The organism is Actinoplanes campanulatus, from assembly GCF_014647795.1.
GTDB lineage: Bacteria > Actinomycetota > Actinomycetes > Mycobacteriales > Micromonosporaceae > Actinoplanes > Actinoplanes campanulatus.
Genome location: NZ_BMPW01000021.1, coordinates 26,657 through 49,581, shown reverse-complemented (window position 1 = coordinate 49,581; position 22,925 = coordinate 26,657). Strand labels below are relative to the sequence as shown.

Genomic DNA, 22,925 nt, shown 5'->3' with positions numbered 1-22,925 from the left:
GCGATGACGCCGCCGCAGATTAAGTCCAAGGCTCGGCTTCGGGCGATGCGCATCGGCCAGCCGGGCATGCAGGCGGCCATCCCTCGCGTGATCATCTACCTGCGGATGAGCCTCGACAAGACCGGCGAGGGCGCTGGCCTCGAACGGCAGGAGCAAGCATGTCGGGCACTCTGCCTGGCTCGCGGCTGGGAGGTAGTCGCCGTCGTCGAGGACACGGTCTCGGCCACCGATTGGCGGCTCGCCGACCGGGCCGGCTGGTCGCAGGTGGTCACGGCGATCGAGGCCGGCGAAGCCGATCTGGTGGTTGCCTGGCACCTCGACCGAGTAACCCGCGACATGCGCGACCTCGAAGCACTGATCGAGCTTGCCATTGACAAGGGCATCGGTCTGGCCACCGCGACCGGCGACATCGACCTCACGACCGACGTGGGCCGCATGGTGGCCCGCATCCTGGCCGCCGTTGCGACCGCCGAGGGTGAACGGAAAGCCGAGCGACAGATTCTGGCCAGCGATCAGCGGGTCGCCCGGGGTAAGCCCAACTGGATTCGCCGCCCGTTCGGATTTAACAAGGATGGCACGCACGTTCCCGACGAGGCTGCCGCGATCAAGCAGGCGTACTACGACTTAGTCAAGGGCAAGGCGCTCACGGCCATCGCCGCGGACTGGAACGAGAAGGGATTCCGCACGAGCGCACCCAGCGAGGAGGAGGCCCGGCCACGGGCACCTCGTCAGCGCGCCTATAACCCTACCGGCCTGTGGGGCAACGTCGCAGTGAGGCTCCTACTACGCAACCCGCGCAACATGGGCATGATCACCCTCTACGGGGAGATCATGGGCAAGGGTTCGTGGAAGCCGATCATCGACGAGGCGACCTTCCTCAAGGTTGACAAGCTTCTCGCGGACCGGCAGCGGCCCGAGTCCCTCAAGGGCAAGCTGGCCAACCTGCTTTCGGGCATCGCGGAATGCGGCGTGTGCGGCGGCCCGGTACAGGCGACCAAGCGAAACGATGAGCCGCTCTACACCTGCAAGGGCAACAAGTGGAAACCGGAGGAAGGCCGGGGCCACACGTCCCTCCCGCTCGACTATGCGGAGGGCCTGGTTCTGCGCCGGCTAGTAGAGCAGATGAAGCGAACGAATCGGGTGTCGTTCCATCCGATGCCGACTGGGGTTGACGTGAGTCCGCTGGAGGCGCGCGAGCGAGCGATTGACAAGCGGCTCAACGAGCTAATCGTGGAAGAGGTGACTGGCAAGATCACTCGCCAGCAGTTGCATGCGGGTACCGCAGAGCTGCGTCACGAACTGGCTGGCATTCAGATGGAGATCGCCAGGGCGGGCAGCTTCGGGCCGGTGAAGACCATCGACATCGAGGCGGCTTACGAGGAGTTCGGCGCCCTGGACTTGGGCGAGCAGCGTGGCATCCTCAGCGATGCGTTCCAGTTCATTCGGCTCATTCAGCGCGGACGGGGGCGGCCACGGGCCGGCGAGCCGATCTGGAAACCCGAGCACCTTGAAACTGAGTTCACGCCCGAGTGGCAACGAGTGTTCGAGCCGAAAGCCTGATGGCGGGGCGGCGTACCCTGGCCAGGTGGATGACCTGTATGCGGTTGAGATCCCGCTCGATCCGGCAACCGCGCGATGGGTGGCCGAGAAGGCGCAAGCCCTGACTCAGGGCAATGAGGGCCGGTACATCGGCAAGCTCCTGCAACTCCTGCGTGAGCAGGAGGAGGAGCGCCGGGCCCTCGGGCTGCTCGACGGCGAGCCGTTGCCGCCGCATGCGTGGGGCGTCCTGCAGAGGGAGAACATCGAGCGGGCTAAGAGCGCCGCTTCACTGGATACTCGTCTATGGTGACGGGCTCCCGCTCGGGAGGGTCGCTGACGAGGGGCGGGTCCTCTACCTGCAGATCCAGCCAGATGAGCTGGAAGCCAGCAAGCTCGAAGACCCGCACCGCCTCGATCTCGATCAGGAGCACGCCCTCAGGCTAGGGCCCGTTCAGCCGACGCTCTCGATTTCCGCCAGGAACAGGGGCAGTGCAGTGATGTTCATGGGATTCACCCAGGCGGGCTTGGAGCGCTTGCTTCCGGACCACCCGCTGGCGCGCTCGGTGAGCACCTGAACGGTGATGACCTCGTACGGCTCCTCGTAGCGAACCATCGGCCGGGGCGGGGTCAGCCAGTCCGCGATGAAGTCGGCATCCTCGCCGGGCTCGGCCTCGCGGGCGCGACGTCCTATCCTCTGCTCGACCTTGATCTGCTTGACCTCGCCGACGGCCATCTGCTGTCCCCGGCCTGCCCCGATGCAGTAGATGACCCGCTCGCCGACCCGAAACCGGTTGCCGAGCCAGTCGACCGCGGAGACCGGTGCGCCGTTCTCGTCGTACTCAGGGCTGCTGGGTTTGCTCACAGGCTGGCCGCCTGAGTGATGCCGGCAGCCTCGGCCTGGTCGAGGATCTCTGCCTCCTGGCGGGCGAGTTCGTGTTCGGCGTAGGTGATCGTGTCGTACTGCTCGATGTGGTAGAACCGGCCGCCTCGCTGGCGAACGACCCGCTCCAGCTCCGCCCAGAACCGTTCGCTGTGCTTGGTGTCCGTGGTGAATGCGTTCGGGGTGACGTATACGTGGCGGAACCGCCGACCGAGCAGCCTCTCGGCCGCGTTCGTGCTGTAGACCTGGTTGTCGCGGAACTGCGGGAAGTCGGTGGCTTCCCTGATCCAGGCGACAACGAGGATGTCGTCGGGGTGGGCCGGCTCGACGTAGCCGACGAGGGCGGCTTCGGTCTTGCCGTTTACCGGCTGGTCGATGACGGCGATTTCGATATCGGTCACTGGTAGGTCTCCGTCACGTCGATGGGAGCGGCTGCGATGAGGTGGATGCGGAGGGAGTCGATGCGGCCGGGGTCGACGTTGTTGCGGAACCAGGCCAGCGCGAGCTTGAGGGCCCGCTCACCCTCGTAGTAGCGGGGCTTGAGGGCGCGGCCCTCGACCGTGATGTTGAGCCGGAATATCGGAACCAGCATGCGGCCAGGTGTCGAGTAAACACTCACGGCGCAACGCGCCCGTGCTTGTTGAACGCGCGCCACGTGACAGGCATGAGGTCGGCGAAGTATTCCTCGACCTGCTGGGCGGCCCGATCGATTTCCCACAGCGGGTGCGTCGGGAAGTATCGCTCGGCGGTCGCCGTGGATCGAAGGCTCAGGAAGTTGAGCAGCGACCGAGCGTTGATCGTCCAGAAAAACGACGTGAACACGTTGACTGGGAGAACCTGCCGAGCAACTTCGCGGGCAGCCCCGGAGGCCAGGAGTGCCTCGTACCGGCGATACGATTCCGTCGAATTTTGCATGATCGTGCTGGCGACGACCTCGTGCAGTTCGTCGCCGCCGTCAACCAGCTCGTAGCTCGTTGCCTTGCCGATCTGCATGGTGGGGCGCGCACGCGGCGGCACGTAGAACCGGGGTGCGAGCACCTTGTAGCGGGCGCTTTCCTCGTTGAACGAGGAGATCCGGTGTGTACGCCACTCGCGGATGACAAAGATCGGCGTCTCAATGAAGAACCGCAACGTGCAGTGCTCGAATGGCGTGCCGTGCCGATCGCGCATCAGGAAGCTGATGAAGCGGTCCGGGTCGGTTGCGGCGATACCCTGACGGCGCGCCTCGTCGATCAGGTTGACGCCTTGCGTGCTGACGCGGGCGGCCCTAATCACGTCGAGGTCGTCGGACATGTGGTTGTCCAGCTCCACGGTGGAGTGCGTACGGAACTCGATGGTCACTAGAAGGACTCCGGGTCGGTATCGACGGTGTCGGGGGTCATCGGGACAGGCTCGGGTTGGTGCTTCTTCTTCACCCACGGAAGCCGGACGGCGGTGTAGCCGCGGGCGATGCTGGCGTTGCGGTAGCCGGACTCGATCACGCCGCAATCGGCCAGGGCATCGAGCAGCCGCTGATACTTCTCCCAGGTCATCGGCTTGTCGATGATTAGGTGGTTGTGCCCCTCGGTGCTGGAGGGGATTACCTGGACCGGCAGGTCGATGTCGAGCACGGGCTTGTGCAGTGGGCCGACAGCGGCCTCGACCGCCGGGTCGAGCGCCACCTTGGAGGTCATCACGTTGGCGTCATCGAGGGTGACGCCTTCGGTGGTGGGGCGGCTGTACTCCTCGCCGGTGTTGTGGTTGAAGTCGACGCGGCCATAGAGCTGACCGGCAAGCGGGGCCTGGAACGAGACGTTCACGCGTACCGCCGGGGAGACAGGAGTTGCTCGCGCAGACGGCTAATGGCGGCGGCCGGGGTGATCCGGTCGATGCCGGAATCGATCGGGGCGAGCAGGTCGCGCAGGCCGCCGATGCCGGCCTCGTAGCGGTCGACGGCCTTCTTGTACTCGTTGCGCTGGTGCTTGGACTTCTCGACCGCGCTGAGGATGCCCTTGGCCTCGCCTGCGGTCATGGGCTGCTTCTCGTCAACCCGCTGGCCGAAGAGGCGGGCGATCTTGAGCAGGGCTTCGCGCTCGATGGGGGCCTTGGGCGGGACCGGCTGGTCCTCGATTTCGGCCAGCTCGGACTCCAGGTCGCGGACCTTGCGCTCCAGCTCGGCGATGCGGTTGCGCAGGGTAAGGCGTTCTGCGCGCTCGGCCGTATGCAGTGCGCTGATCGTGTCGCGGGACTTCTTTAGGGCGATCACGCCGTCGAGGGCGCGGCGCATGTTGCTCGGGGACCAGCGGTCGCCGCCGAGCGGGTTGGTGGACAGCTCGACGCCCAGCTCCCGCGCGACCGCGCCGACGATGACTCGGGCGGCGGCGCCGCGCTCGTTCTCCTGGTGGACGGCGTTCTCGGCCATGCCCTGGACTGCGCACAGGGCGGCCTTGGTGTTGTCGAGCTGCTTCATCAGCAGGTTCATCTCGGTAGTCATGCGCGGACGTTCCTCCTGCTCATCCCGGTCAGGTGCCAGAGGCCGGCCGGGCATTCGTAGTGACGGTTCTCGACTCGCATTCCGCGGCGGGTGCCGGCCTTGTCGGCGGCGCGGCTACGGTGGGTCCGGGCCCTTCCGAGGGCCTTGCTGGCGTCGTGTTCGCAGGTGAACCCGCGCTTCTCGCACGTGTCGCACCAGGTGTGACTGACGGTCTTCATGGCTGCTGATCACTCGCTACTTTCGGAACTTGTCGCAGGGGCAGACTTCGAGCCCGCATCGGCCGCGGGCAGAACCGTCCATGAGGTGGGCCCATCCGGCATGTCCACAGTCGGGGTGCTGGCAGAAATCCTTGGCCCCCTTGCGGGAGCTGACGTTGCCGAGCAGGCGGCCGGTGCTGTTGAGGGTGACGACGGAGAACTCCCCGCCGAGCCCGCCGAGCTTCTCGCCCGTGCTGGTGGCGTCGATGACGCTGGCGAATGGGCCCCAGTTGAGGCCGAGCTGCCCCTTGCTGAATCGGTGAGAGAGGGCAACCCAGTCGCGCATGGCCATCAGGTCGGCCATGTCTTTGAGCAGGGCTTTCGCCATCTGCTCGGGGGTGTCGTAGTCGCCGGATTCGAGGATGCCGACTACGCGCTTGACCTCTTCGGCCCGGGGGGTGAATCGCACTCACTGACTCCCAGGACTAGACTTCACACCTTGGCAACGCTGACGGGCTCCAGGTAGCGCGCGGCGACCGGCCAGCCGGTGGGGCGGGAGGACCAGGGGGACGCGTTGTCGAACACGACCATCCAGGTCGGTTCCAGGGCGCCAGGCTGCGGGCCGATGACCGTGCCGAAGCTGCCCGTCTTCACGCCGAAGATTTCACCGTTCACGATGAGGCGTACCCGCTGGTTGACGGTGATCTCGGGGCCGGCCTCCAGCGGGGCGACCTCGTCCGGCTTGAGCGGCATGACCAGGCCGTTGCCGTCTCGGACGTGCAGCATCTCGCCGTAGATCCGCTCGACCACGCAGACGGCTCCGGGGGTGATGGCGAGCGCGTAGTCGGCGGTGAGCACCTTGATCAGGTCGCCGAGCTTGTAGCCGTCCAGGTCGGCGAGGGACAGCTCGTCGTAGTTGGTGACGACGGCCGGCAAGTAGCAGGAGACGGCCGGGTCGAACATGCGGGCCTGGAGCACCTCGGACCACCATCCGCCGTTGCGCTCGCGGGTCCAGTGGTCGCCGTCCTTGTCGCGGATAACGGTTCCGACCGGTAGGGCGGCGAGTTGTTCGATGGCGGCGATCTCGCGGGTCAGCAGGTTGGTGCTCACTGGCTCTCCTCGGTGTGCGTCGTGCTTGCGAGGACAAGACTACACACCGATGCCGCCCGTGTTAAGTCTTAACTAGGTGCTGGGGGCCACATTCTTGCGAGGGTCCTGGCGGTCGTCGTACAGGGCCCGCATCTCCTCGCTCGCGCCCCACTCCAACATGGCGAACGCGTGCCAGGCCACGGCCACAAGGTGCGGCTGCCCGGTCTCCGCGTCCATGTCCTCGCCAGCCCAGAACGCCCAAGCGTGGCGCTGCATCGCGGCGAACGAGGAGGACCAGGGGTAGCCCTTGCGCCAGTTGTCGACCTCGCCGGCCCCGCTCGGGTACTTCTCGGGGCCGATGCCGTACCTCTCGGCCAGCAGGCGCAGCGGGCCAGATGGGATCAGGTCGTAGCGGGCTCGCTTAACGTCCTTGGCGCCGCCCGTCTCGCTGACGGGGCGCGTTACCTGCGGTTTGTCCGGGGTCACTCGGCGGCTCCTTGTCTCGTTTCCATCTGGCTTCCAACTCCGCCCGAATCTCGGCGGCCCGCTCGATAGGGAACACTCCCGGGCGCGGGCCGAACGCGCCGGGCCTACGTTCTGGCTGCTTCTCGCTGGTCATGTCCTCGACGCTACGCCGTGGCGGGGCCGGTCAGAATGGCCTCCCACATCACCGGGCTACGCAGCCGCTGGCCGGCGCCCACCTTTGCGCGCACCGCGTCGCGGGGCACGATGCGCCGGTTGAACCGGGAGGCGCGGTCGACCTGGCCGGGCTGGCGGCCGTGGTCCGCGGCGAGGAACTTGACGTACACCCACTCACCGGTGATCAGCTCGACCCGGCAGCGGCTGAGTGTGTCGTCATCGTTCACCCAGTAGGCCAGGTCGCCCGCCTCGACGATCCAGCGCCGTTGGTCGGTTATGAACGTCGCCATGCTGTCAGTCTCCGTCGTTAAGCGCCGCCTTGGGCGCGGAATTCCGTCTATGCCGCTGACTCGCGGTCGAGCACTGATACCCAGGTGGGGGACACGTCGAGCAACGCGGCGACATCGCGCACGGTCAGCTTCATGCTCCTCAGCCTGGCCACGGCTTGCCGGGTCTGCTGGTCGGCCTGTCGCTGAGCCTCGGCCGCAGCGTCCTTGGCCGCTTTCACGCCGGCCACCACGTTCGCGACCTGCCCGGACGGGGTGATGGTCACCGCGAAGCTGTCCGCCGGTACGTCGAGCAGGAGAGAGAGCATGTCCCGCACCATCGGCTCAACGTCGGCTAGCTTGCGCGCCTGCGTGTACGCCATGTCCACGCCGGGGACCTCGACGAACCACCAGTCCCCGGACCTTCTCACCCGCGCCTCGTAGGTCTTCACCGCTCGAAGCTCCCTCGTGCTCATTTGTCCACCCCTCGCAGGATCGCTCGCGCTGTCATCTCGTTGATCTCGGCGTGCCGGGGGATAACCACATTGCGCCCGTTGTACCGGTACACGCTGTGACTTCCTCCCTCTCGCACGAACTCGAACGCCGCACCCTGCTCCTTGGCCTTGCGCTCCAGGGAGGCTATCAGTTCTCGCCGCTTCACATGTTTAGTCTATTCTACTGGACGGATCTTGTAAAGTTGAGTGCACAGCCTCAGTGCACAACGTCGATCAGCGGGACGGTCTCAACCTTGCGGGTGCGCGGCTTGGGCTTCCTGAACGCATGCCGCACCTTCTCGCGGCACCACTGCCAGTGCTTGACGTGCATCTCGTGGTGGCGCTCGTTGGGCTCGCGGGCCTCCCAATCCTCGACGTCCCGCACAGTCCGCTTGAACGCCAGCTCGACGCCTTGGGTGCCGTGCCTGGCCAGAACCATCTTGACCGTCTCCCGGACCACGTAGATCCGGTTGTGGTCACGCGAGTGGTACGGCATCTGGTCGATACGGGACGCCCAATGCGTCGCCAGGTACAGCGCCTTCGCGTAGTCGTCGGGCTCCAGGCGGTGCTCGACCTTGCAGGGCATGAGCGACCGGGCCAGCTCGGACAGGTGGCGGATCATCGGGTCATGTCTCCTCTGTCGATGGTGCGGGGAAGTGGCGTGATCACTAGGCGGGTTGAGCAACCGCCTCCCCCAGAGCCTCGGCGACGACCTTGAGCACTGGCTCCCACGAGTCGACGGCGTGCCCGGCCGCCAGGACTACGTTCACGGTTCGGCTCCTCGATGGCGTGGTCACTTGGAAGGCGGCCCCCAGCGACTGGCGGGCGGTATTCAAGGCCACGCGCACCTCCGTGCCGAGCGCCCGCGTGGGGCTACCGATCCGCAGGTCGAACGTGAAGCCGTCGACCTCGCCCCGACCGGCCACGCTCACCGTGTTCAGTCGCGCCACCGGCTCCGGGGTCGACGCCTTGCGCTGGTCCGGCACCGTCGACTTCTTCGGGCCGGGCATCGCAGGCTTCGGCGGGACGGTCATCTTCCCCGCCTTCGGCTTGGGGGCCGCCTTCGGTTTCGCGGCCGGCTTGGACCTGGTCGAGACTTCGGCCTTGGACGCCTCGGCCAGGTGGCGTGTTGCGAACCACGTCACCTGGCTCAGGATCTGACTTTCGGCCAGCTCGCGATCGAAGTCCTTGCAGGAGCACTTCCAGTGGTACAGCGGGACGTAGGTCAGGGCTCCGGCGTCGTCGTAGCCGGATACGGCCAGGCTCTGAGTCATGACCAGCTTGTGACCCGGGATCGGCTCGAACTTCGGCAGAACCTCGCGGGCAGGCTTCGCGGGCGTCGGCTCGGTCCCGGCAGCCTGCTGCGTCTCCACGAGGTGGCCGTGGCTCATCAGGTGCCGGGCAGCCTGCCGGGCGGCCTGGCCTGCGTAGTACACGGTCTCGCGCTCCTGCGCCTTCGCGCCGCATTCGCACCGCCAGGTATGCCCGTCTGCCCAGTCGTTGAACTGGATCCCGCCGAAGACTTCGACCCGGTGCCCCGGCTCAATACGGAGCTTCCAAATCCTGTTCTCGCCAGCGGGCAGACCGCAACTGGCGTCGTCTGCGATTTCAGCGAAAGCCTCAGTCTCCGTGACATACACGGGCACGGGGTAGCACCCGGCGATCACCGCTTCGGGGTCGAGGTCATGGCGCAGCTTTGCCCACACCTCAGTCACGACGGTGACCGGCTCGGGTTCCGACTCGGCCGACATGACCTCCAGACCGGGCAGGGCCTCCGGCTCGACCGGCTCGACCGGCTCGACCGGCGCGGCTGGCGCGGCTGGGGCCCGCTGGCCCATTTGCCGGATGTACCGCGCGGTGTCGAATTCGATTCCGATACCGGCCGCCCACGCTCCAGCCTCAGTGGTCACGTACTGGCCGGATTCTTCGGCCTCGATCCACTCGGCGACAATGCACGCCGCGATGGTGGAGTCGCGCGGTCGGGTCAGCTTGGCGCTCTCGTGTCCGGCGTACCGCAGGATCGCGTTTCGCTGCGCCGGGGTCGGCTTCCTGGCGATCGTTCCCATGGCGGATCCCTTCATCATGACTAAACACCTACTCCTTGCGAGTGCGCTCTTCCGCGCACACCTCGCGCCACTGCTCGATAACCTGGCCACGCAGGATCGTCAGGCCGGAAACCATGTCGTCGAGCGTGTCGATCAAGTGGCTCAGCGCGTCTGATCGGTTCTCCGGGTACTCGCCCGCCTCCCTGGCGCGCAGTGTCGCGTTCTCGCCAGGCTTGCGGTCCGGCGGCGACACGTACACCGTGCCCGACACATCCCAGATGCCCTGGAGCGTCGCCGCGCCAGCACGGACCGCGCGCAGGACTTTCAGGATGTGGCGACGACTCGCGGCACGCGGGCTACCGGAACGGCTCACCGGGTCACGCCCACGGCGTCAGCGATCACGAGCAGGTCATCGGCCGTACGGTGGTCGAGCCAGACGACGCTGTACGCCAAACCCAGGTCATGCGTGCAGTCACCGTCAAGGCGCGACGGACCGTAGACGGTACCCTCACGGTCGCGCTCCACCATGAGATCAATCTCCAGCGCGGCCGGAGCGCATGACTGCGGACCTTCCGGGTCTTCCGGATTGTTCGGCATCCATGCCAGTTCGCCGCGCTCCAGCTCGGCACGCAAGTACTCCCACGCCTCACGGGCAGTGTCGAATACCGGCGGCTCGTCATCCATCGGCAGGTAGCCAGGGATGTTCACGTAGGCAGTAAATGACATTGCATTCCCTCTCTGCGGGCATTCTTACGTGCCCCGGGCAGGGATCGAACCTGCATTCGCACGCCTGTTGTGCGCCCGGGGCCAACATCAGTTGTCGAGCAGCAAATCGGTCATGTCATCGGGCTCCGGCAGGTAGTGCGCGCCAAGCGCATCGCGCGTGTCGGCACTAGACAGGCTCAGCGCGTCCGTAAGGATGGCCTTCCACCACTCATCCATCGGCGCTTCTTCCAGCCATTCCGAGAGCAGGTTCGCGACCGCGATTCCAACCACGCGCACGCAGTCGGAATAGTCGGCACCGTGCGCATAGGCCGCCCGGTATGCATCCTGGCTCGGCGGGACTGATCCCATGTCGTTAACGATTGCCTCCTGCGCGGCTTCCGTGATCGCGTAGTAGCGCGCGAAGTCATTGTTGTCAGCGATAAGTGTCACGGCGTCAATGAGACTCATTGGGGTTTCCTCTCAGCATTGCCCACGGAATGCAGGCAGGGGGGTGAAGGCGAATTCGGATCAGTACTGCGGAAGGTCTTTCCAGCCGTCCACATCTTTGCCGCCGTCCGTGACGAAACGGTGTTCCAGGTAAGCGAGCATCGCCGTGCGAATCGCAAGGTCCGATTCGGTAGGGTCGCCATGCGGAGAATCCATCCACCAGCCAAAGAGGGATTCGTCCATGTAATCCACTGGCGTTGCGAATTGATCCTCAGCGTGGTTGAAGTCGTATGGGAAGGCAAAGTTTCCTGTGCTGTCAAACCAGCAGGAAGCCCAGTTCCACGTGTAGGCGTGCGCGAACTGGCGCGCGGCGCGATCGGAAATGATGGCGTCATTCGCGTTAGCCTCGCGAGCCTCAGCCAGCGACCAGCTACTCACGTGCGCATTTCCCATTAGGCCGTTCCGTTCTCTCGGTATTGCGGAGTGCCGTACCGGGCCATGACACCCGTGCCCGCCTACGCGGGAGTACGGCCGTGAATCATTCGCGCGACATCTGAGCGGAGTAGTTCAGGAACGTTTGGCCAGACATGCCCGTGCCGTACCGGCTGGCGCAGTTCGGGCAGAGGTAGTAGCCATCGGCCGGAACGCTGTCGATGAACACGCGCGCCGGAATGGTGCGGAACCGTGCCGTGTCCATGTGGCAAATGAGGCACAGCTCGCCGCGCTCACCGCTCTTCGCATAGAACGCCAGCGTTTCCACCAGGGTCCATGCCGCACGATGAGCCTCTTCGCAGGTCCACAGGTACGCGTTCCGGTCCTGGGGCAGGCCCGTCTCGTCGGCCTTCCGCGCAGCTCTACTGATCTTGAGATCCCAGAGGTCCCGTAGGTCAACAATCAAACGCAATTCAGGGGTCATGGTAAGACTCCATTTCGTGAGGGAGGAATTGCAGGGGGAAGTGCCTCGGATCTCAGTCCGTGAGTGGCAGGCCATCATCGGGCACGGAATGCCAATCCGCGCGACGGTATGACCCGTTTCCGGGTCCACCGTTTCGGCCGTGAAATCAGACCAGCGCGGGTCGTCCGAGCGATTTCCGCTTGAGGTTGCGAAGCGAGATCAGTAGGAACTTCTCGGCCGAGTCACCCCAGATCACATCGTTACCGGAACACTCCGGGTAGAAGTCGTCCTCGCTCACCGCCTGCCAGAAACCCTGTTCGATTTCCTCGCGAGTGAATTCGTCCGCCACTTCCTGCCACCACTCCGGAAGGTCGGAGTACAGATCGGCGAACAGGTAGCCGCTGAATGACTCGTGAGCAGCCTCGTATTCAAGCTCACTCAAGTCGGACTCGTCGTAAACCGGGTACTGCTCTTTCAGGCCGATGACCGTGTTGATCAGGCGATCCGAAACCGAGTGCAGGAAGAACCCGAGTCCGTCGCACCCGGTGTATCCGACACGAAAGAACGCCATGCCGTAATCGCGCTCCAAGCTGCGGAAGTTGCTGATCTCCCAGAATGAGACCTGTCCCGCCCAATCCTCAGAGATCGCGCCGTCCACCTCGACAAACGGGCGCTCCGTCTCGTCGTAAGCGAACGGGTGAGCGTAAGCGGAGTGAATCCGGCCCTTCTCGTAAACGTCGGCCGGATCGGCGTAGCGCACGCTGAAACCAGCGCGCTTCAAATCGTCGATACGCTCTGCAAGCTTGACGTTCATGCCCTGCCTTTCGGGTGCTGAGTAAACACTAGGCTCGCTCGGTTCGCTGCGCTGCCGAACCGATGGGAAGAACGCTAGTCCAGGACAAGACTAAACACAAGTCCGGGGTGGAACTTTCTTGTTTTCCCTGCTCAGAACGCCTGTCAGGCGCTGGGACGCGAGGCCTGCGCGCCCATGGGCACGGCTACCAGGCAGAGGCGTTCGCCCCGCCCGTGAACGTCACGCTGCGGTCCGCTCGCGCCTCCGCACGTGTAGCCGTGACCCTCGCATGCGTGCGCGCGCCTGCGTGCCTCTCAGGTCCACGGGTGCCCATGCAGCGGCGAGGTGCCCTAGTCGCATGACACAGCCGGCATCTCACTGGCCTAGTCACTAGGACAGTAGTCATCTGACAGCTTGCCGTATCCCAGCGTGACTCACCCGTTACCGGGGGTATGACCCCCTGCGAGCTGGGACGCTCACCGGCCGTGGCTAGCACCTGAGATTCTGCCACGGTTCCAAAGTCGCCCAAGACGCGACGAAGCGCCGCCACCCGATGGGCAACGGCGCTGGTCAGACAGTGTTCCGGCGGCGAGCTAGTCCTCGTACATGGCTGCCCGGTTCGCCTCCTGAAATTCCTCCTGGCTGAGGTCGCCGGCAAGGTGCATGCCCAGGGTTGTGTAGGTGACGTGAGCGACTTCCAGGCGCTGCATCACCGATCAGCCCGTGATGGTCTCTCATGTTCTTACCTGGCTGCCCGACCTACGCGGCCACGGTACCAAGGCCGATCCGTCCTGTAAGTGAACGAGGCCAGGACGATTGCGGTGTATGGCCGGTTGGTCTCATCGAAGGAAGCGGCTCCCATAGGACATGACTATACACGACCGGGGCCTTCGGCCCCACGAGCGGGTTAGCCGGCTAGCAAGGGATTCCGCTGCCTTCTCTTCGCCGATGCATGGGGCCTCCGGCCCCTGTGGGTTTCCTTCGCCGCTGGGCGATCACATGGCTGGTTCTCTTGGAAGGGTTCAAGAGCATGGTTTGGGTGCACTCCACTGCACCCCGGTTACGAACTAGAGTTCACCCCGGTCAGGAACTACAGTGCACCCCGGTTGCCGGACCGGGGTGAATCCCACTGCACCCCTGTGGATAAACCGGGGTGAACTGCGCTGCACCCCGCCTGAGCTGCGAAAACAAGCCGGGGTGAACTGGAGTGCACCTCGGTCTGCCGCCGACGCAATCCCGGGGTCGTGACCTGAACCACAGCCAACCTCCGTTAGCCCGAGCTGAACCCGTACTACTAGTGAAGGGGTTAACCAGTAAGCCTGCTGACCAGCTAGCCAACTACCGAGCTAGCCCAGTAGAGAGCTAGGAAGTTAGAGAGCTTGGATCTGACGAGCCAACCCGCTGACCCGGTTGGAAGTTGGAGAGATGAAGAGCTTGGATCTAACCCGCTAGCCGGTTAACCCCAGCAGACCAGGTCTCGGGTCTACGCCTACGGGCAAACGTAGCCGAGACCTACAGCAAGACAGTACTGGTGGTGACTCGTGGGCAACGGCAGATGGCAAGGTAGTGATCGCCGGCAGCGACTCCCCCAGAACTGGCCATCCATTCAGCGACGCATTCTCAAGAACGCTGAATTCCGGTGCACCGTGAGAACCGAGGGGAAACGGTGCACCGAGCAGGCGACGGAAGTCGACCACATTCGTGCTGGTGACGATCATCGAGATTCCAACCTGAGAGCTATCTGCGGATGGCATCACCAGCAGAAATCATCCCGTGAAGGCGGGGAGGCGTACGCCGCGAACCGGCGACGCCAGGCCGCCAAGTTCAAGCGCACAGAGGCACACCCCGGCCTGCTGTAGCGCTGCGGCGAGGGTCGAGGGCTCTCCCCTTGCTGCTTGTGCCCCAGCTCGCCCCTCTCCGAGCTGGGGCCTTCAACGTTTCCGGAGGTGCCGTGAGCCTGCATACGGTTCCGCTTACACGCACTCAGGCCAACGACCTGATTGCCCGCCGGCACCGGCACCACAAGCCTGTTCACGGGCTCCGGTTCGCGATCGGCCTGGTCGACGAGGTCGGCCAGCTCCGCGGCGCAGCGGTTGTTGGCCGACCGGTGGCACGCATGACCGACCCGTACCGGGTTGCGGAGGTGACCCGCCTCGTCACTGATGGGGTGCCGAACGGCTGCTCAATGCTCTACCAGGCGGCAGCCAGGGCCGCGAAGGCTATGGGCTACGAGCGCATTCAGACCTTCATCCTCTTGAGCGAGCCAGGCACCTCACTTCGGGCTTCCGGTTGGGAGATGGATCGAACCACGAAGCCTGAGGGGTGGTCGAGGCCGAGCCGCATTCGAGAAGACGAGCACCCCACCGAGGCCAAGATGCGCTGGTATCGGCAGCTCAACACGCCACGCCTGTAGGAGGTGATCGCCTTGCCAGGTCCCGTACCGAACCGCGAGGCGGACCTCGCCCGGCCCCGTGAGCGCAAGGGTGCCGACCAGCAGTCGGTGACCCGCGGAACCGCTCGGCCGGCGAAAGCCCCGAACGCTGATCGGTCCTGGCACCCGATCGCCCAGCGACTCTGGGATGCCGCGAAGGAGTCCGGCCAGTCGGACTTCTATCAGGCGTCCGACTGGGCACTGCTGTACTCGCTGTGCGAAGACCTCAGTGTTTACAAGAAGTCCACGAAACGGTCCGGCCAGATGCTCCAGACCATTTACTCCGCATTCGAGCGCCTACTGATCGCCGAAGGCGACCGGCGCCGAGTGCGCATCGAACTGCACGAACCCGAGGACGAGACCGCCACGCCAGCCAGCGTGACCGTCATGAACGAGTACAGGGCGGCCCTCGGCATCGCGAACTAACCGAGGGGGTGAGGCATGGCTGCGGCCACCCTGACCCCCGAGGAGATTGAAGCACTGGAGCCCGACTTCTACGGGCCGACCTGGCAGCGCAACGACGACGGCTCCTGGCACCTGCCTCGCTGGACGCTCGGATGGCAGATCGCCGCCTGGTGCGCCGAGTACCTGCGTGCCGAGGACGGCGGGCCCTGGCGGTTCACGCCGGAGCAACTGCGCTTCATCTTGTGGTGGTACGCGGTCGACGAGAGCGGCCGGTTCGTCTACCGCAAGGGAGTTCTGCAGCGGCTCAAGGGCTGGGGTAAGGACCCGATCGTTGCGGTCATGTGCCTGGTCGAGCTGGCCGGGCCGAGCCGGTTCTCGCACTTTGAGCTGGATCAGGCGTTCGGCGTGCCGCACCCGCAAGCCTGGGTTCAGGTCGCCGCGGTTTCGCGTGACCAGACCCGCAACACCATGACGCTGTTCCCCTCGCTGATGAGCGACAGGTTCATCGAGACCTACGGCATCAAGGCGGGCGCCGAGCTGATCCGTGCGAACGGTGGCCGGCAGCGCCTCGAAGCGGTGACCAGCTCCTATCGGGCGCTGGAAGGTGGCCGCTCGACGTTCGTCGTCCTGAACGAGACGCACCACTGGATCGCCGGGAACAACGGCCACCAGATGTACGACACGATCGACGGCAACACGACCAAAAAGGACTCCCGGTATTTGGCGATCACCAACGCCTTCTTGCCTGGTGAGGACTCGGTTGCCGAGAAGATGCGCCTGGCCTGGGAGAAGATTCGCGAGGGTAAGGCAATCGATGTCGGCTTCCTCTACGACTCGATCGAGGCGCACCCGAAGACCCCGTTGACGCCTGAGGCGTTGCGGATCGTCCTGCCGAAGATTCGCGGCGACGCGGTCTGGCTCCGGGTCGAGACGATCATCCAGTCGGTTCTCGACCTGACGATCGCGGCCAGCCGGTCGCGTCGGATGTGGCTCAACCAGATCGTCGCCGAAGAGGACGCGCTCTTCTCGTCGGCCCAGTGGGTTCCGCTGGAGATCGAAGGCGCGATCCTCAAGCCTGGCGACGAGATCACGCTCGGGTTCGACGGCGGTAAAACCGATGATGCCACCGCCCTTGTGGCTCTCCGGCGGTCGGACAACTGCGCGTTCGTGCTTGGCCTGTTCGAGAAGCCGGACGGTCCGGCCGGCGAAGGCTGGCGGGTCAGTCAGGCGGCGGTCGACTCGGTAGTGCATGACGCGTTCCGCCTGTTCAAGGTGCTCGGGTTCTACGCCGACGTGGCGTTGTGGGAGTCCTACATCACTGCGTGGACGGAGACGTACGGCGAGGGCCTGAGCGTCAAGGCGGGTGCCGGAGGCGCGATTGCCTGGGACATGCGGACCAGCTTGAAGCGCTCAACCATGGCGCATGAGCGCCTGATGCAATCCGTGTTCGACGGCAAGATCCACCATGACGGTGACCTGGCGCTGCGGCGCCACGTGCTCAACGCACATCGCCGTGTCAACAACTACGGCATCAGCTTCGGCAAGGCCGGCGGGCGCGAGTCGCCCCGCAAGGTCGACGCCTACGCGGCCCTGATGCTCGCCCACGAGGCGATGCACGACTTCCGTACCCGCGGCAAGCGCGTCAAGGAGCGCTCAGGTCGCGGCTATTTCCTCTGAGCGAGGTGTTTACTCTTGTCCGTTACGACGGCTGACTCTGCCCTCGCCCAGGCTAAGGAGCTGCTCCGGATCATCCACAAGGATCGTCCCCGGTTGCAGCGAATCGACCGGTACGAGCGTGGCGATCACGATGACCCGTACATGCCGCCCCATGCGAGCGACGAGTACCGGCTGCTCGCGAAGCGGTCGGTGTCGAACTGGATGGGCGTACTCATCTCGACGCCGGTCCAGGCGATGTACGTCGACAACTTCCGGCGCGGCCAGGCTGCCGTGCGTGGCAGCGACGGGGCGGCGCTTCCGGAGTGGACGCACTGGCAGAACAGCCGGCTCGACGCCCGGCAGACCTCGGTGCACCGGGGCGCGGTGAAGTTTGGGCACTCCTTCACGATCACCGAGAAGACCGACAAGGGCACCCGCACCAAGGGTCTGAGCGCCCTGAACACCTCGGCCCTCTGGGAAGATCCGGCCAACGATGACGCCCCGGTGGTCGCGCTGACGATCACCCAGGAGGCGGCCGAAGGCAGCCGCGGCAAGGCCCGCATGTGGGACGGCGCTCTCGAGTACGAGGTGACGTTCGGCGCGCTGCTCGACGACGACAGCCTGACGGTCACGGAAGTCGGGAAGCACGGCAACAGCGAATGCCCGGTGACCCGGTTCGCCGCGCACATCGATCTCGAAGGCCGCACGGTCGGCGTGGTCGAGCCGCTGATCCCACTGCAAGACCGCATCAATCAAACCATTATGGACTTGCTGGTCGCACAGTCCTATACCGCCCATGTGGTGCGTTATACGACCGGTATGGCGCCGCCGCTCAAGATGGTGCCAGTCAAGGACGAGTCCGGCGAGGTCGTCGACTGGCAGCCCGAGCGCGGCCCGGACGGACGGCCGATCCCAGCGAACATCAACGTCAACTCGTCGCGGTTCCTGTTCGCCGAGGACCCGGACGTGCGGTTCGGCAGCCTCGAAGGCGGCCCGTTGTCGGGGTTCATCGAGTCGATCGACATGAGCATTCGCCACCTGGCCGCGATCGGCCAGATGCCCCCGCACCACCTGCTGGGGCAGATCGCGAACCTGTCAGCGGAGGCCCTCCTGGCTGCAGAGACGGCGTTGAGCCGCAAGGTCGAAGAGTTCCGCAAGCTCATGGGCGAAGCCTGGGAACGCGTGTTCCGCCTGGCCGCCGAGCTTGAGGGTGTCGAGGCTTCCGCCCTGGACTACTCCGGCGAGGTCATCTGGCGCGACATGGAGATGCGTTCACTCGCTCAGTCCGCCGATGGTCTCGGCAAGCTTCGCGAGCAGCTCGCCATCCCGGTCAAGGGCCTCTGGGCCCGGGTGCCCGGCGTGACCAAGAACGAGCTGGACCAATGGTCAGCGCTGGCCGAACAGGAGAATGCCGACCTGCAGCTCGTCGACGCGCTGCTCCGGTCGACCGGTGAGGACCCGGCCGATGGCCGCGAGTCGCGCTGACGAGGCCGAGCGCGCGGCGGTCGCCTACAACATCGCCCTGAACAAGATCGGCGCGACGACGGTCCAGGAAGCGATCAAGCTGTGGGGCCGCATGCCGACCGCGCAGACGCGGGCGGTGTCCGCGGCCTGGTTGAACCAGGCGCTCAAGCTGATCAGCACACAACGCGGGCGCTCCCGCGAGCTGGCGCTCGCCTACTACCGGCTGGTCCGCGCGCTGCGGACCGGTAAGACGGTGGCCGACCCGTACCACCCCATTCCTTCCCACGTCACGCTGGCCGACCTGCGGCGTGAGTTCGCCACCCTGGCCGGCCAGGAAGACGACGACCAGGGTGGCGGGGACACGCGGGTTGAGGTGGAGAAGCTTCCGGGCCTGGGTAGCGCGATGGACCGCATTGAGCGGGCATCCGTGGCCGAGGCCCGGGACTCTTTGATCAACCTCGGGCCTCGCAACTACGTCGACAAGATTAAGGCCGTCGACACGAGCAAGCCGGCCGTCGGGGTCGACGCTGCCCGCGAGACCGCACACAAGGAAGCCGGTAATCGGCAGGCCGCATCCGCGGCTCGACTCGCCATGAACGGTGCCAGGAGCACCGTGTGGGTGGCGCACGAGCAGGACGGCCGAGCCATCGGCTACGTGCGGCTGAGCAGGACCGGAACCCCGTGCGGGTTCTGCGCGATGTTGATCAGCCGGGGCGCCGCGTACAAGAGCGAACGCGCGGCCACGTATGCGGACGGCGACCTGTTTCACGACAACTGCATGTGCTACGCCGAGCCCGTCTTCTCCAAGGACCAGTTCGGCAGTGGCGACCTGTACGCCCTCAACCGGCAGTACAGCGAGCAGTGGCCCGAGGTCACCAAGGGCCTGAGCGGCAGAGCCGCACTCAGCGCATGGCGGCGCTTCATCCGCCAAGAACAGAAAGCCTCTGCCCAGGCGGCGAGGTCAGCCAGCGTCCAGGAGGCGTAACCCCGTGCCACCCGAAGAGACCCCCACCCCCACCACTGAGACCGAGTCGACCGAGACTGCCGAGACGCCCGTCGAGTCCCCGGAGGACACCGCCGGAGAGACCGCAGGCGAGACGAAGTCCCAGGAAGACGAGCTTCCCGAGTGGGCGCGCAAGGCGCTGACCAAGGCCAACGCGGAGGCAGCGAACTACCGCACCCGCGCGAAGGAGGCCGAGGCCAAGCTCGCCGGCGCGAAGACTCCGGAAGAGCTGGAAGCCGTGGTGAAGGAGATCACCGCCCGCGCCGAGAAGGCCGAGCGGTTCCTGCTGGTCTCCGATGTGGCGCGCAAGCACGACCTGCCGGACGAGCTGGCAGAGGTTCTCAAGGGCGAGACCCGCGAGGACCTGGAGGCGCACGCCAAGAAGCTCGCCAAGTTCGCGACCCCCGTAAAGCCGCGGGTGCTGCGCGGCGGCCTGGACCCGGTCGACGACGACGGTTCGCCGAACGACCCGCGCGAGCTGGCCCGCAAGTACGGCGGACGCCGCTAACCGAACCCCCTCGAATCCCTGAGCCCCGCGCCTGATGGCCGGGGCTTTCTTCATGCCCGGAGGCATAAGTGGCTGAGCATCTCCTCGTCAAGCCGGAAAAGCTGATCGCTACGGCGGTCGGCATGCTGGAGCAGGAGCTGGTCGTTCCTTCCCTGTTCACCAAGCACAGCATCGACCAGTACAAGGGCGCCGACAACGACACCGTGTCCGTGCCGGTCGAGGGCGTGCTGCCGTTCCACGAGTACGCGTGGCGCAACGACCGGTCGGCTCCGATCGTGTTCGACGAGTACAAGGAGACCAAGGTCGCCACGACCTTCGGTGGCAACGTGTACTCGGCCGTGCAGCTCACGGACGAGCAGTACGACATGGACCTGAACGGCTGGGCGAAGCTGCTCAAGCCGCAGGTGAAGGCCGTGGCCCGGGGCCTGTCGCGGCGCGCTGTGGCCCGGCTGACCGGTGCGGCGTACAACGTCGTCATCGGTAATGCCGAGCGGAACCTGCGCGGTGCGATCACCGAGGCGCGGCGCGTGCTGAACAAGTTCAACGTGCCGGATGGCTCCCGCTACCTGCTCGTCGGTACCGACTTCGAGAGCGCGCTGCTCAATGACGAGAAGCTGAACCTGGCGAGCAACGTTGGCGACAGTGACGCGCAGTCCGCGCTGCGGTCGGCGAGCCTGGCCCCGCGCATGGGCTTCAACATCGTGGTCTCCCAGGAGATCCCGAGCGACGCCGCGTTCGCGTTCGCGTCGAGCGCGTTCATCTTCCTCAACGCGGCCCCGGCCGTTCCGCAGTCCGTGCCGTTCGGTGCCACCCAGGGCTTCGAGGGCGTGTCCCTGCGCTGGGTGCGCGACTACGACCCGCTCTACATGCGGGACCGGTCGGTCGTGAACACCTACGCCGGCTTCCAGGATGTCAAGGACACCCTGGTCGGCTGGGATGCGGTGCTGGAGAAGGAGGTCGTGTCGACCTCGCAGCACTTCGTGCGCGGCATCAAGCTCACCCTCGACGGCGCGAGCAACTACCCGCCGGCCGCGAGCGAGCTGGCCACCATCACCGGCATCTCCGACGCCTCGGTGTGGACCCCGACCGGCCGCTTCGCTGAGGGCAACGCGGCGAACGCCTGATCCATCTGAACGGGCAGGGTGTTTAGTCATAACCGCCCTGCCCGTTTCGAGGCAGTGAGGAGAACCCCATGGATCCCTACGCCACCATGGAAGAACTGGTGGCCCGCCTCGACTGGGAGATGGACGAGGACGAGGAGCGCATCGCCGCCTCTGCACTCGAAGATGCTTCCGACGAAGCCCGCCACCACGGCCGGGACTGGGACGCGGAGACCGCTCCTCGCCTGGTGAAGACGCTCGTCCTCAAGGCGGTCATCCGCTATCTGCGCAACCCTGACGGCTACGTCAGTTCGCGGGCTGGCGACGAGACGCTGACCTGGTCGGACCGCGGCGCGACCTCGGGCACCCTGCAGTTCACCCGCGACGAGATCGCCCTGCTCAAGGATCTGGCCGGGCGCCGGTCCGGCATCATCTCCGCCCAGGTGTCGGCTTGGGGTACGAGCCTGCACCGCAATCGCAGGCTCGGCAACTGCGAGCCCCCCGGCTACGTGCCCAGCTCCGAGGGCGCGCATTTCCCGCTGTTCCCGTCCGAGGCGGACAACTGGTGAGCTTCCAGCGACGACGGCACGGGCAGCCCGCGACCGTCTATCAGTCCAGGACGGTCACCGACAGCCGCGGCAACGACGTCAAGATCGTCGACCTGGACGCGCCGATCGAGGTGCGCGCGGTGTTCATCCCGCAGCGATCCAGCAAGGCGGAGGTGCCCGGCCAGGCGCAGATCAACGTGTATCGGATGATCGTGCGCCCCGATCTGCCGGGCGTGGACCTGTGGTCCCGCGTCACCTGGAACGGCCGGGACTGGGATGTGGTCACCCCGCCGTCACACCGGCACGGCACCCGCCGAACCCGGCACTGGTCGATCGACATTCGGGAGCGGCCCTGATGGCGCACCTGTTCAAGAGGATCAAGGGGATGAAGTGGGAGCGAGCCATCGCCGCCCACGTCGACGTGCAGGACGATCTCGGCCGCCGGGCCTTCGCGATGAAGGCGACCGGTGACCGGATTCTGCAGGAGACCCCGTCCGCCAAGCAGCGGGCCGCGGGCCTGACCACCGAAGGCCACTCGGAAATCCGGGTGGAGATGGGTGACGAGACCGACTGGTATGTAGTGCTGTCCGACGACCGCGGCGACAAGGCCGCGGCTGCGATCGAGTACGGCCGGGCCGGCTACATCGACCCGGACACGGGTGAACGATACGGCGGCACCGAGGGCCTGAACGTGCTGCACCGGGCGACCGGCGGCAAGCTCGCGAAGCGCGGCAAGGTCAAGCTTCCGGTCACGCGCAAGCGCCGTAAGCGGCGCGGATGGTTCGTGACCTGATGGCTGGACTTCCCCCCGCTGTGCGGGCCCTCGTGGAGATGAGCCCGGTTGAGGATTTCGTTCAGGCTGTACTCGCCGAGGCGCTTCCGGGTGTCAACGTGCAGACCCTGATTCAGCCGGCCCAGGCGTTCCCGCTGGTTTTGATTCGCCGCTACCCGCAGGTCGGTGACTGGTCCGGCGACACCCGCTTTGTCGATGTCGCGGACATGATCATCCACACGTTCGCCGAGGATCCGGACGGCGACGAGGATGCCGCCCTGCTGGCCGAGGCCGTGCGGGTGGTGCTGCGTGACGCCTGGCTGCTCAACCGCATCGTTCCCGGTCGCGGCCACCTGGTCCGGTACGAGATGACCTCCGCCCCGCGACGGGCCACCGACTGGGCTACGGCCACCGGGCCGGTGCAATACGCGGACCTGCCGTCCGGCGTCTGGCGCTACGAGACCCTCTTCCGGCTCGCGGTTCGCAAGCCGAAGACCAAGCCCTTCTCCTGACCCCTTCCACGTCACCCCGCCCTATGCCGGCGGGGCTTTCGGCGTGCCCTCGAAAGGACCCCCT

Annotated in this window: 34 protein-coding genes; 13 read left to right on the top strand and 21 right to left on the bottom strand. The window is 65.8% G+C overall.

Features of this window, described 5'->3' with window-relative positions; genetic code table 11:
* The first annotated feature begins 45 nt into the window (after positions 1-45).
* Positions 46-1,560 carry a recombinase family protein gene (locus tag IEZ13_RS34205; protein WP_189285766.1) on the top strand — a complete coding sequence of 505 codons (1,515 nt, stop codon included), beginning with the start codon at positions 46-48 and terminating at the stop codon, positions 1,558-1,560.
* 25 nt (positions 1,561-1,585) lie between these two features.
* Positions 1,586-1,849: a hypothetical protein gene (locus tag IEZ13_RS34200; RefSeq protein WP_183225422.1), complete on the top strand. Its 264-nt coding sequence runs from the start codon at positions 1,586-1,588 to the stop codon at positions 1,847-1,849.
* Here IEZ13_RS34200 and IEZ13_RS34195 read toward each other — a convergent pair.
* From IEZ13_RS34195 to IEZ13_RS34095, 21 genes are all read right to left on the bottom strand, one after another.
* Positions 1,812-1,970: a hypothetical protein gene (locus tag IEZ13_RS34195; RefSeq protein ID WP_183225423.1), complete on the bottom strand. Its 159-nt coding sequence runs from the start codon at positions 1,968-1,970 to the stop codon at positions 1,812-1,814. The genes IEZ13_RS34200 and IEZ13_RS34195 overlap by 38 nt on opposite strands.
* A gap of 20 nt (positions 1,971-1,990) precedes the next feature.
* Complete coding sequence (locus IEZ13_RS34190) at positions 1,991-2,401, bottom strand: hypothetical protein (protein WP_183225424.1); 411 nt, start codon at positions 2,399-2,401, stop codon at positions 1,991-1,993.
* Positions 2,398-2,820 (bottom strand): hypothetical protein, encoded by a 423-nt coding sequence (locus IEZ13_RS34185; protein ID WP_183225425.1) that lies wholly within the window; start codon positions 2,818-2,820, stop codon positions 2,398-2,400. The genes IEZ13_RS34190 and IEZ13_RS34185 overlap by 4 nt, the downstream gene beginning before the upstream one ends.
* Entirely contained in the window at positions 2,817-3,011 is a 195-nt protein-coding gene (locus IEZ13_RS34180) for a hypothetical protein (protein WP_183225426.1), read from the bottom strand. The genes IEZ13_RS34185 and IEZ13_RS34180 overlap by 4 nt, the downstream gene beginning before the upstream one ends.
* Before the next feature lie 23 nt (positions 3,012-3,034).
* A complete protein-coding gene (gene thyX, locus IEZ13_RS34175) occupies positions 3,035-3,760 on the bottom strand; it encodes an FAD-dependent thymidylate synthase (RefSeq protein ID WP_203834179.1) in 726 nt (241 codons plus the stop codon).
* Positions 3,760-4,218, bottom strand: a complete 459-nt coding sequence (locus IEZ13_RS34170; protein ID WP_183225427.1) for a hypothetical protein — start codon at positions 4,216-4,218, stop codon at positions 3,760-3,762. Before IEZ13_RS34170 ends, thyX begins: the two co-directional genes overlap by 1 nt.
* Positions 4,215-4,892 carry a hypothetical protein gene (locus IEZ13_RS34165; RefSeq protein WP_183225428.1) on the bottom strand — a complete coding sequence of 226 codons (678 nt, stop codon included), beginning with the start codon at positions 4,890-4,892 and terminating at the stop codon, positions 4,215-4,217. The genes IEZ13_RS34170 and IEZ13_RS34165 overlap by 4 nt, the downstream gene beginning before the upstream one ends.
* A gap of 234 nt (positions 4,893-5,126) precedes the next feature.
* Positions 5,127-5,558 (bottom strand): hypothetical protein, encoded by a 432-nt coding sequence (locus IEZ13_RS34160; protein ID WP_183225429.1) that lies wholly within the window; start codon positions 5,556-5,558, stop codon positions 5,127-5,129.
* A gap of 23 nt (positions 5,559-5,581) precedes the next feature.
* A complete protein-coding gene (locus IEZ13_RS34155) occupies positions 5,582-6,199 on the bottom strand; it encodes a hypothetical protein (protein WP_183225430.1) in 618 nt (205 codons plus the stop codon).
* 72 nt (positions 6,200-6,271) lie between these two features.
* Positions 6,272-6,664 (bottom strand): dATP/dGTP diphosphohydrolase domain-containing protein, encoded by a 393-nt coding sequence (locus tag IEZ13_RS34150; RefSeq protein WP_183225431.1) that lies wholly within the window; start codon positions 6,662-6,664, stop codon positions 6,272-6,274.
* Positions 6,665-6,807: 143 nt separating this feature from the next.
* Complete coding sequence (locus IEZ13_RS34145) at positions 6,808-7,107, bottom strand: hypothetical protein (RefSeq protein WP_183225432.1); 300 nt, start codon at positions 7,105-7,107, stop codon at positions 6,808-6,810.
* A 47-nt stretch (positions 7,108-7,154) separates the two neighbouring features.
* Positions 7,155-7,559: a hypothetical protein gene (locus IEZ13_RS34140; RefSeq protein ID WP_183225433.1), complete on the bottom strand. Its 405-nt coding sequence runs from the start codon at positions 7,557-7,559 to the stop codon at positions 7,155-7,157.
* Positions 7,556-7,744 (bottom strand): type II toxin-antitoxin system HicA family toxin, encoded by a 189-nt coding sequence (locus IEZ13_RS34135; protein WP_183225434.1) that lies wholly within the window; start codon positions 7,742-7,744, stop codon positions 7,556-7,558. The genes IEZ13_RS34140 and IEZ13_RS34135 overlap by 4 nt, the downstream gene beginning before the upstream one ends.
* Positions 7,745-7,794: 50 nt before the next feature.
* Positions 7,795-8,199, bottom strand: a complete 405-nt coding sequence (locus IEZ13_RS34130) for a hypothetical protein (protein WP_183225435.1) — start codon at positions 8,197-8,199, stop codon at positions 7,795-7,797.
* Positions 8,200-8,245: 46 nt separating this feature from the next.
* Positions 8,246-9,661 carry a hypothetical protein gene (locus IEZ13_RS34125; protein WP_183225436.1) on the bottom strand — a complete coding sequence of 472 codons (1,416 nt, stop codon included), beginning with the start codon at positions 9,659-9,661 and terminating at the stop codon, positions 8,246-8,248.
* A 10-nt stretch (positions 9,662-9,671) separates the two neighbouring features.
* Entirely contained in the window at positions 9,672-9,995 is a 324-nt protein-coding gene (locus IEZ13_RS34120) for a hypothetical protein (RefSeq protein WP_183225437.1), read from the bottom strand.
* The gene (locus IEZ13_RS34115; RefSeq protein WP_183225438.1) at positions 9,992-10,330 is read right to left on the bottom strand and encodes a hypothetical protein; all 339 of its coding nucleotides are present in this window, start codon (positions 10,328-10,330) and stop codon (positions 9,992-9,994) included. The genes IEZ13_RS34120 and IEZ13_RS34115 overlap by 4 nt, the downstream gene beginning before the upstream one ends.
* A 105-nt stretch (positions 10,331-10,435) precedes the next feature.
* Positions 10,436-10,795, bottom strand: coding sequence for a hypothetical protein (locus IEZ13_RS34110; RefSeq protein ID WP_183225439.1), 360 nt, complete (start codon positions 10,793-10,795; stop codon positions 10,436-10,438).
* A gap of 60 nt (positions 10,796-10,855) precedes the next feature.
* Positions 10,856-11,212 (bottom strand): hypothetical protein, encoded by a 357-nt coding sequence (locus IEZ13_RS34105; RefSeq protein WP_183225440.1) that lies wholly within the window; start codon positions 11,210-11,212, stop codon positions 10,856-10,858.
* A gap of 100 nt (positions 11,213-11,312) precedes the next feature.
* Positions 11,313-11,690: a hypothetical protein gene (locus IEZ13_RS34100; protein ID WP_183225441.1), complete on the bottom strand. Its 378-nt coding sequence runs from the start codon at positions 11,688-11,690 to the stop codon at positions 11,313-11,315.
* A gap of 145 nt (positions 11,691-11,835) precedes the next feature.
* Positions 11,836-12,483, bottom strand: a complete 648-nt coding sequence (locus IEZ13_RS34095; RefSeq protein WP_183225442.1) for a hypothetical protein — start codon at positions 12,481-12,483, stop codon at positions 11,836-11,838.
* A 1,930-nt stretch (positions 12,484-14,413) separates the two neighbouring features.
* Between IEZ13_RS34095 and IEZ13_RS34090 the strand changes: the two genes are divergently transcribed.
* The 11 genes from IEZ13_RS34090 (at position 14,414) to IEZ13_RS34040 (ending at position 22,861) form a co-directional block, all read left to right on the top strand.
* The gene (locus IEZ13_RS34090) at positions 14,414-14,875 is read left to right on the top strand and encodes an XF1762 family protein (protein ID WP_203834178.1); all 462 of its coding nucleotides are present in this window, start codon (positions 14,414-14,416) and stop codon (positions 14,873-14,875) included.
* A 3-nt stretch (positions 14,876-14,878) separates the two neighbouring features.
* Positions 14,879-15,319 carry a phage terminase small subunit gene (locus tag IEZ13_RS34085; protein WP_229795396.1) on the top strand — a complete coding sequence of 147 codons (441 nt, stop codon included), beginning with the start codon at positions 14,879-14,881 and terminating at the stop codon, positions 15,317-15,319.
* 15 nt (positions 15,320-15,334) lie between these two features.
* Positions 15,335-16,975: a terminase gene (locus IEZ13_RS34080; protein ID WP_183225444.1), complete on the top strand. Its 1,641-nt coding sequence runs from the start codon at positions 15,335-15,337 to the stop codon at positions 16,973-16,975.
* A 15-nt stretch (positions 16,976-16,990) separates the two neighbouring features.
* Positions 16,991-18,439 carry a phage portal protein gene (locus IEZ13_RS34075; protein WP_183225445.1) on the top strand — a complete coding sequence of 483 codons (1,449 nt, stop codon included), beginning with the start codon at positions 16,991-16,993 and terminating at the stop codon, positions 18,437-18,439.
* A complete protein-coding gene (locus IEZ13_RS34070; protein ID WP_183225446.1) occupies positions 18,420-19,403 on the top strand; it encodes a VG15 protein in 984 nt (327 codons plus the stop codon). The genes IEZ13_RS34075 and IEZ13_RS34070 overlap by 20 nt, the downstream gene beginning before the upstream one ends.
* Positions 19,404-19,407: 4 nt before the next feature.
* On the top strand, positions 19,408-19,929 hold the full coding sequence (locus IEZ13_RS34065) for a hypothetical protein (RefSeq protein ID WP_183225447.1): 522 nt from the start codon (positions 19,408-19,410) through the stop codon (positions 19,927-19,929).
* A gap of 68 nt (positions 19,930-19,997) precedes the next feature.
* Complete coding sequence (locus IEZ13_RS34060) at positions 19,998-21,053, top strand: hypothetical protein (RefSeq protein ID WP_203834177.1); 1,056 nt, start codon at positions 19,998-20,000, stop codon at positions 21,051-21,053.
* Positions 21,054-21,121: 68 nt separating this feature from the next.
* Positions 21,122-21,598, top strand: coding sequence for a hypothetical protein (locus IEZ13_RS34055; protein ID WP_183225448.1), 477 nt, complete (start codon positions 21,122-21,124; stop codon positions 21,596-21,598).
* Positions 21,595-21,933, top strand: coding sequence for a phage head-tail adapter protein (locus tag IEZ13_RS34050; RefSeq protein WP_183225449.1), 339 nt, complete (start codon positions 21,595-21,597; stop codon positions 21,931-21,933). The genes IEZ13_RS34055 and IEZ13_RS34050 overlap by 4 nt, the downstream gene beginning before the upstream one ends.
* Before the next feature lie 29 nt (positions 21,934-21,962).
* Positions 21,963-22,370: a hypothetical protein gene (locus IEZ13_RS34045; RefSeq protein WP_189285765.1), complete on the top strand. Its 408-nt coding sequence runs from the start codon at positions 21,963-21,965 to the stop codon at positions 22,368-22,370.
* Positions 22,370-22,861, top strand: coding sequence for a hypothetical protein (locus IEZ13_RS34040; protein ID WP_183225451.1), 492 nt, complete (start codon positions 22,370-22,372; stop codon positions 22,859-22,861). The genes IEZ13_RS34045 and IEZ13_RS34040 overlap by 1 nt, the downstream gene beginning before the upstream one ends.
* The last annotated feature ends 64 nt before the right edge of the window (positions 22,862-22,925 follow it).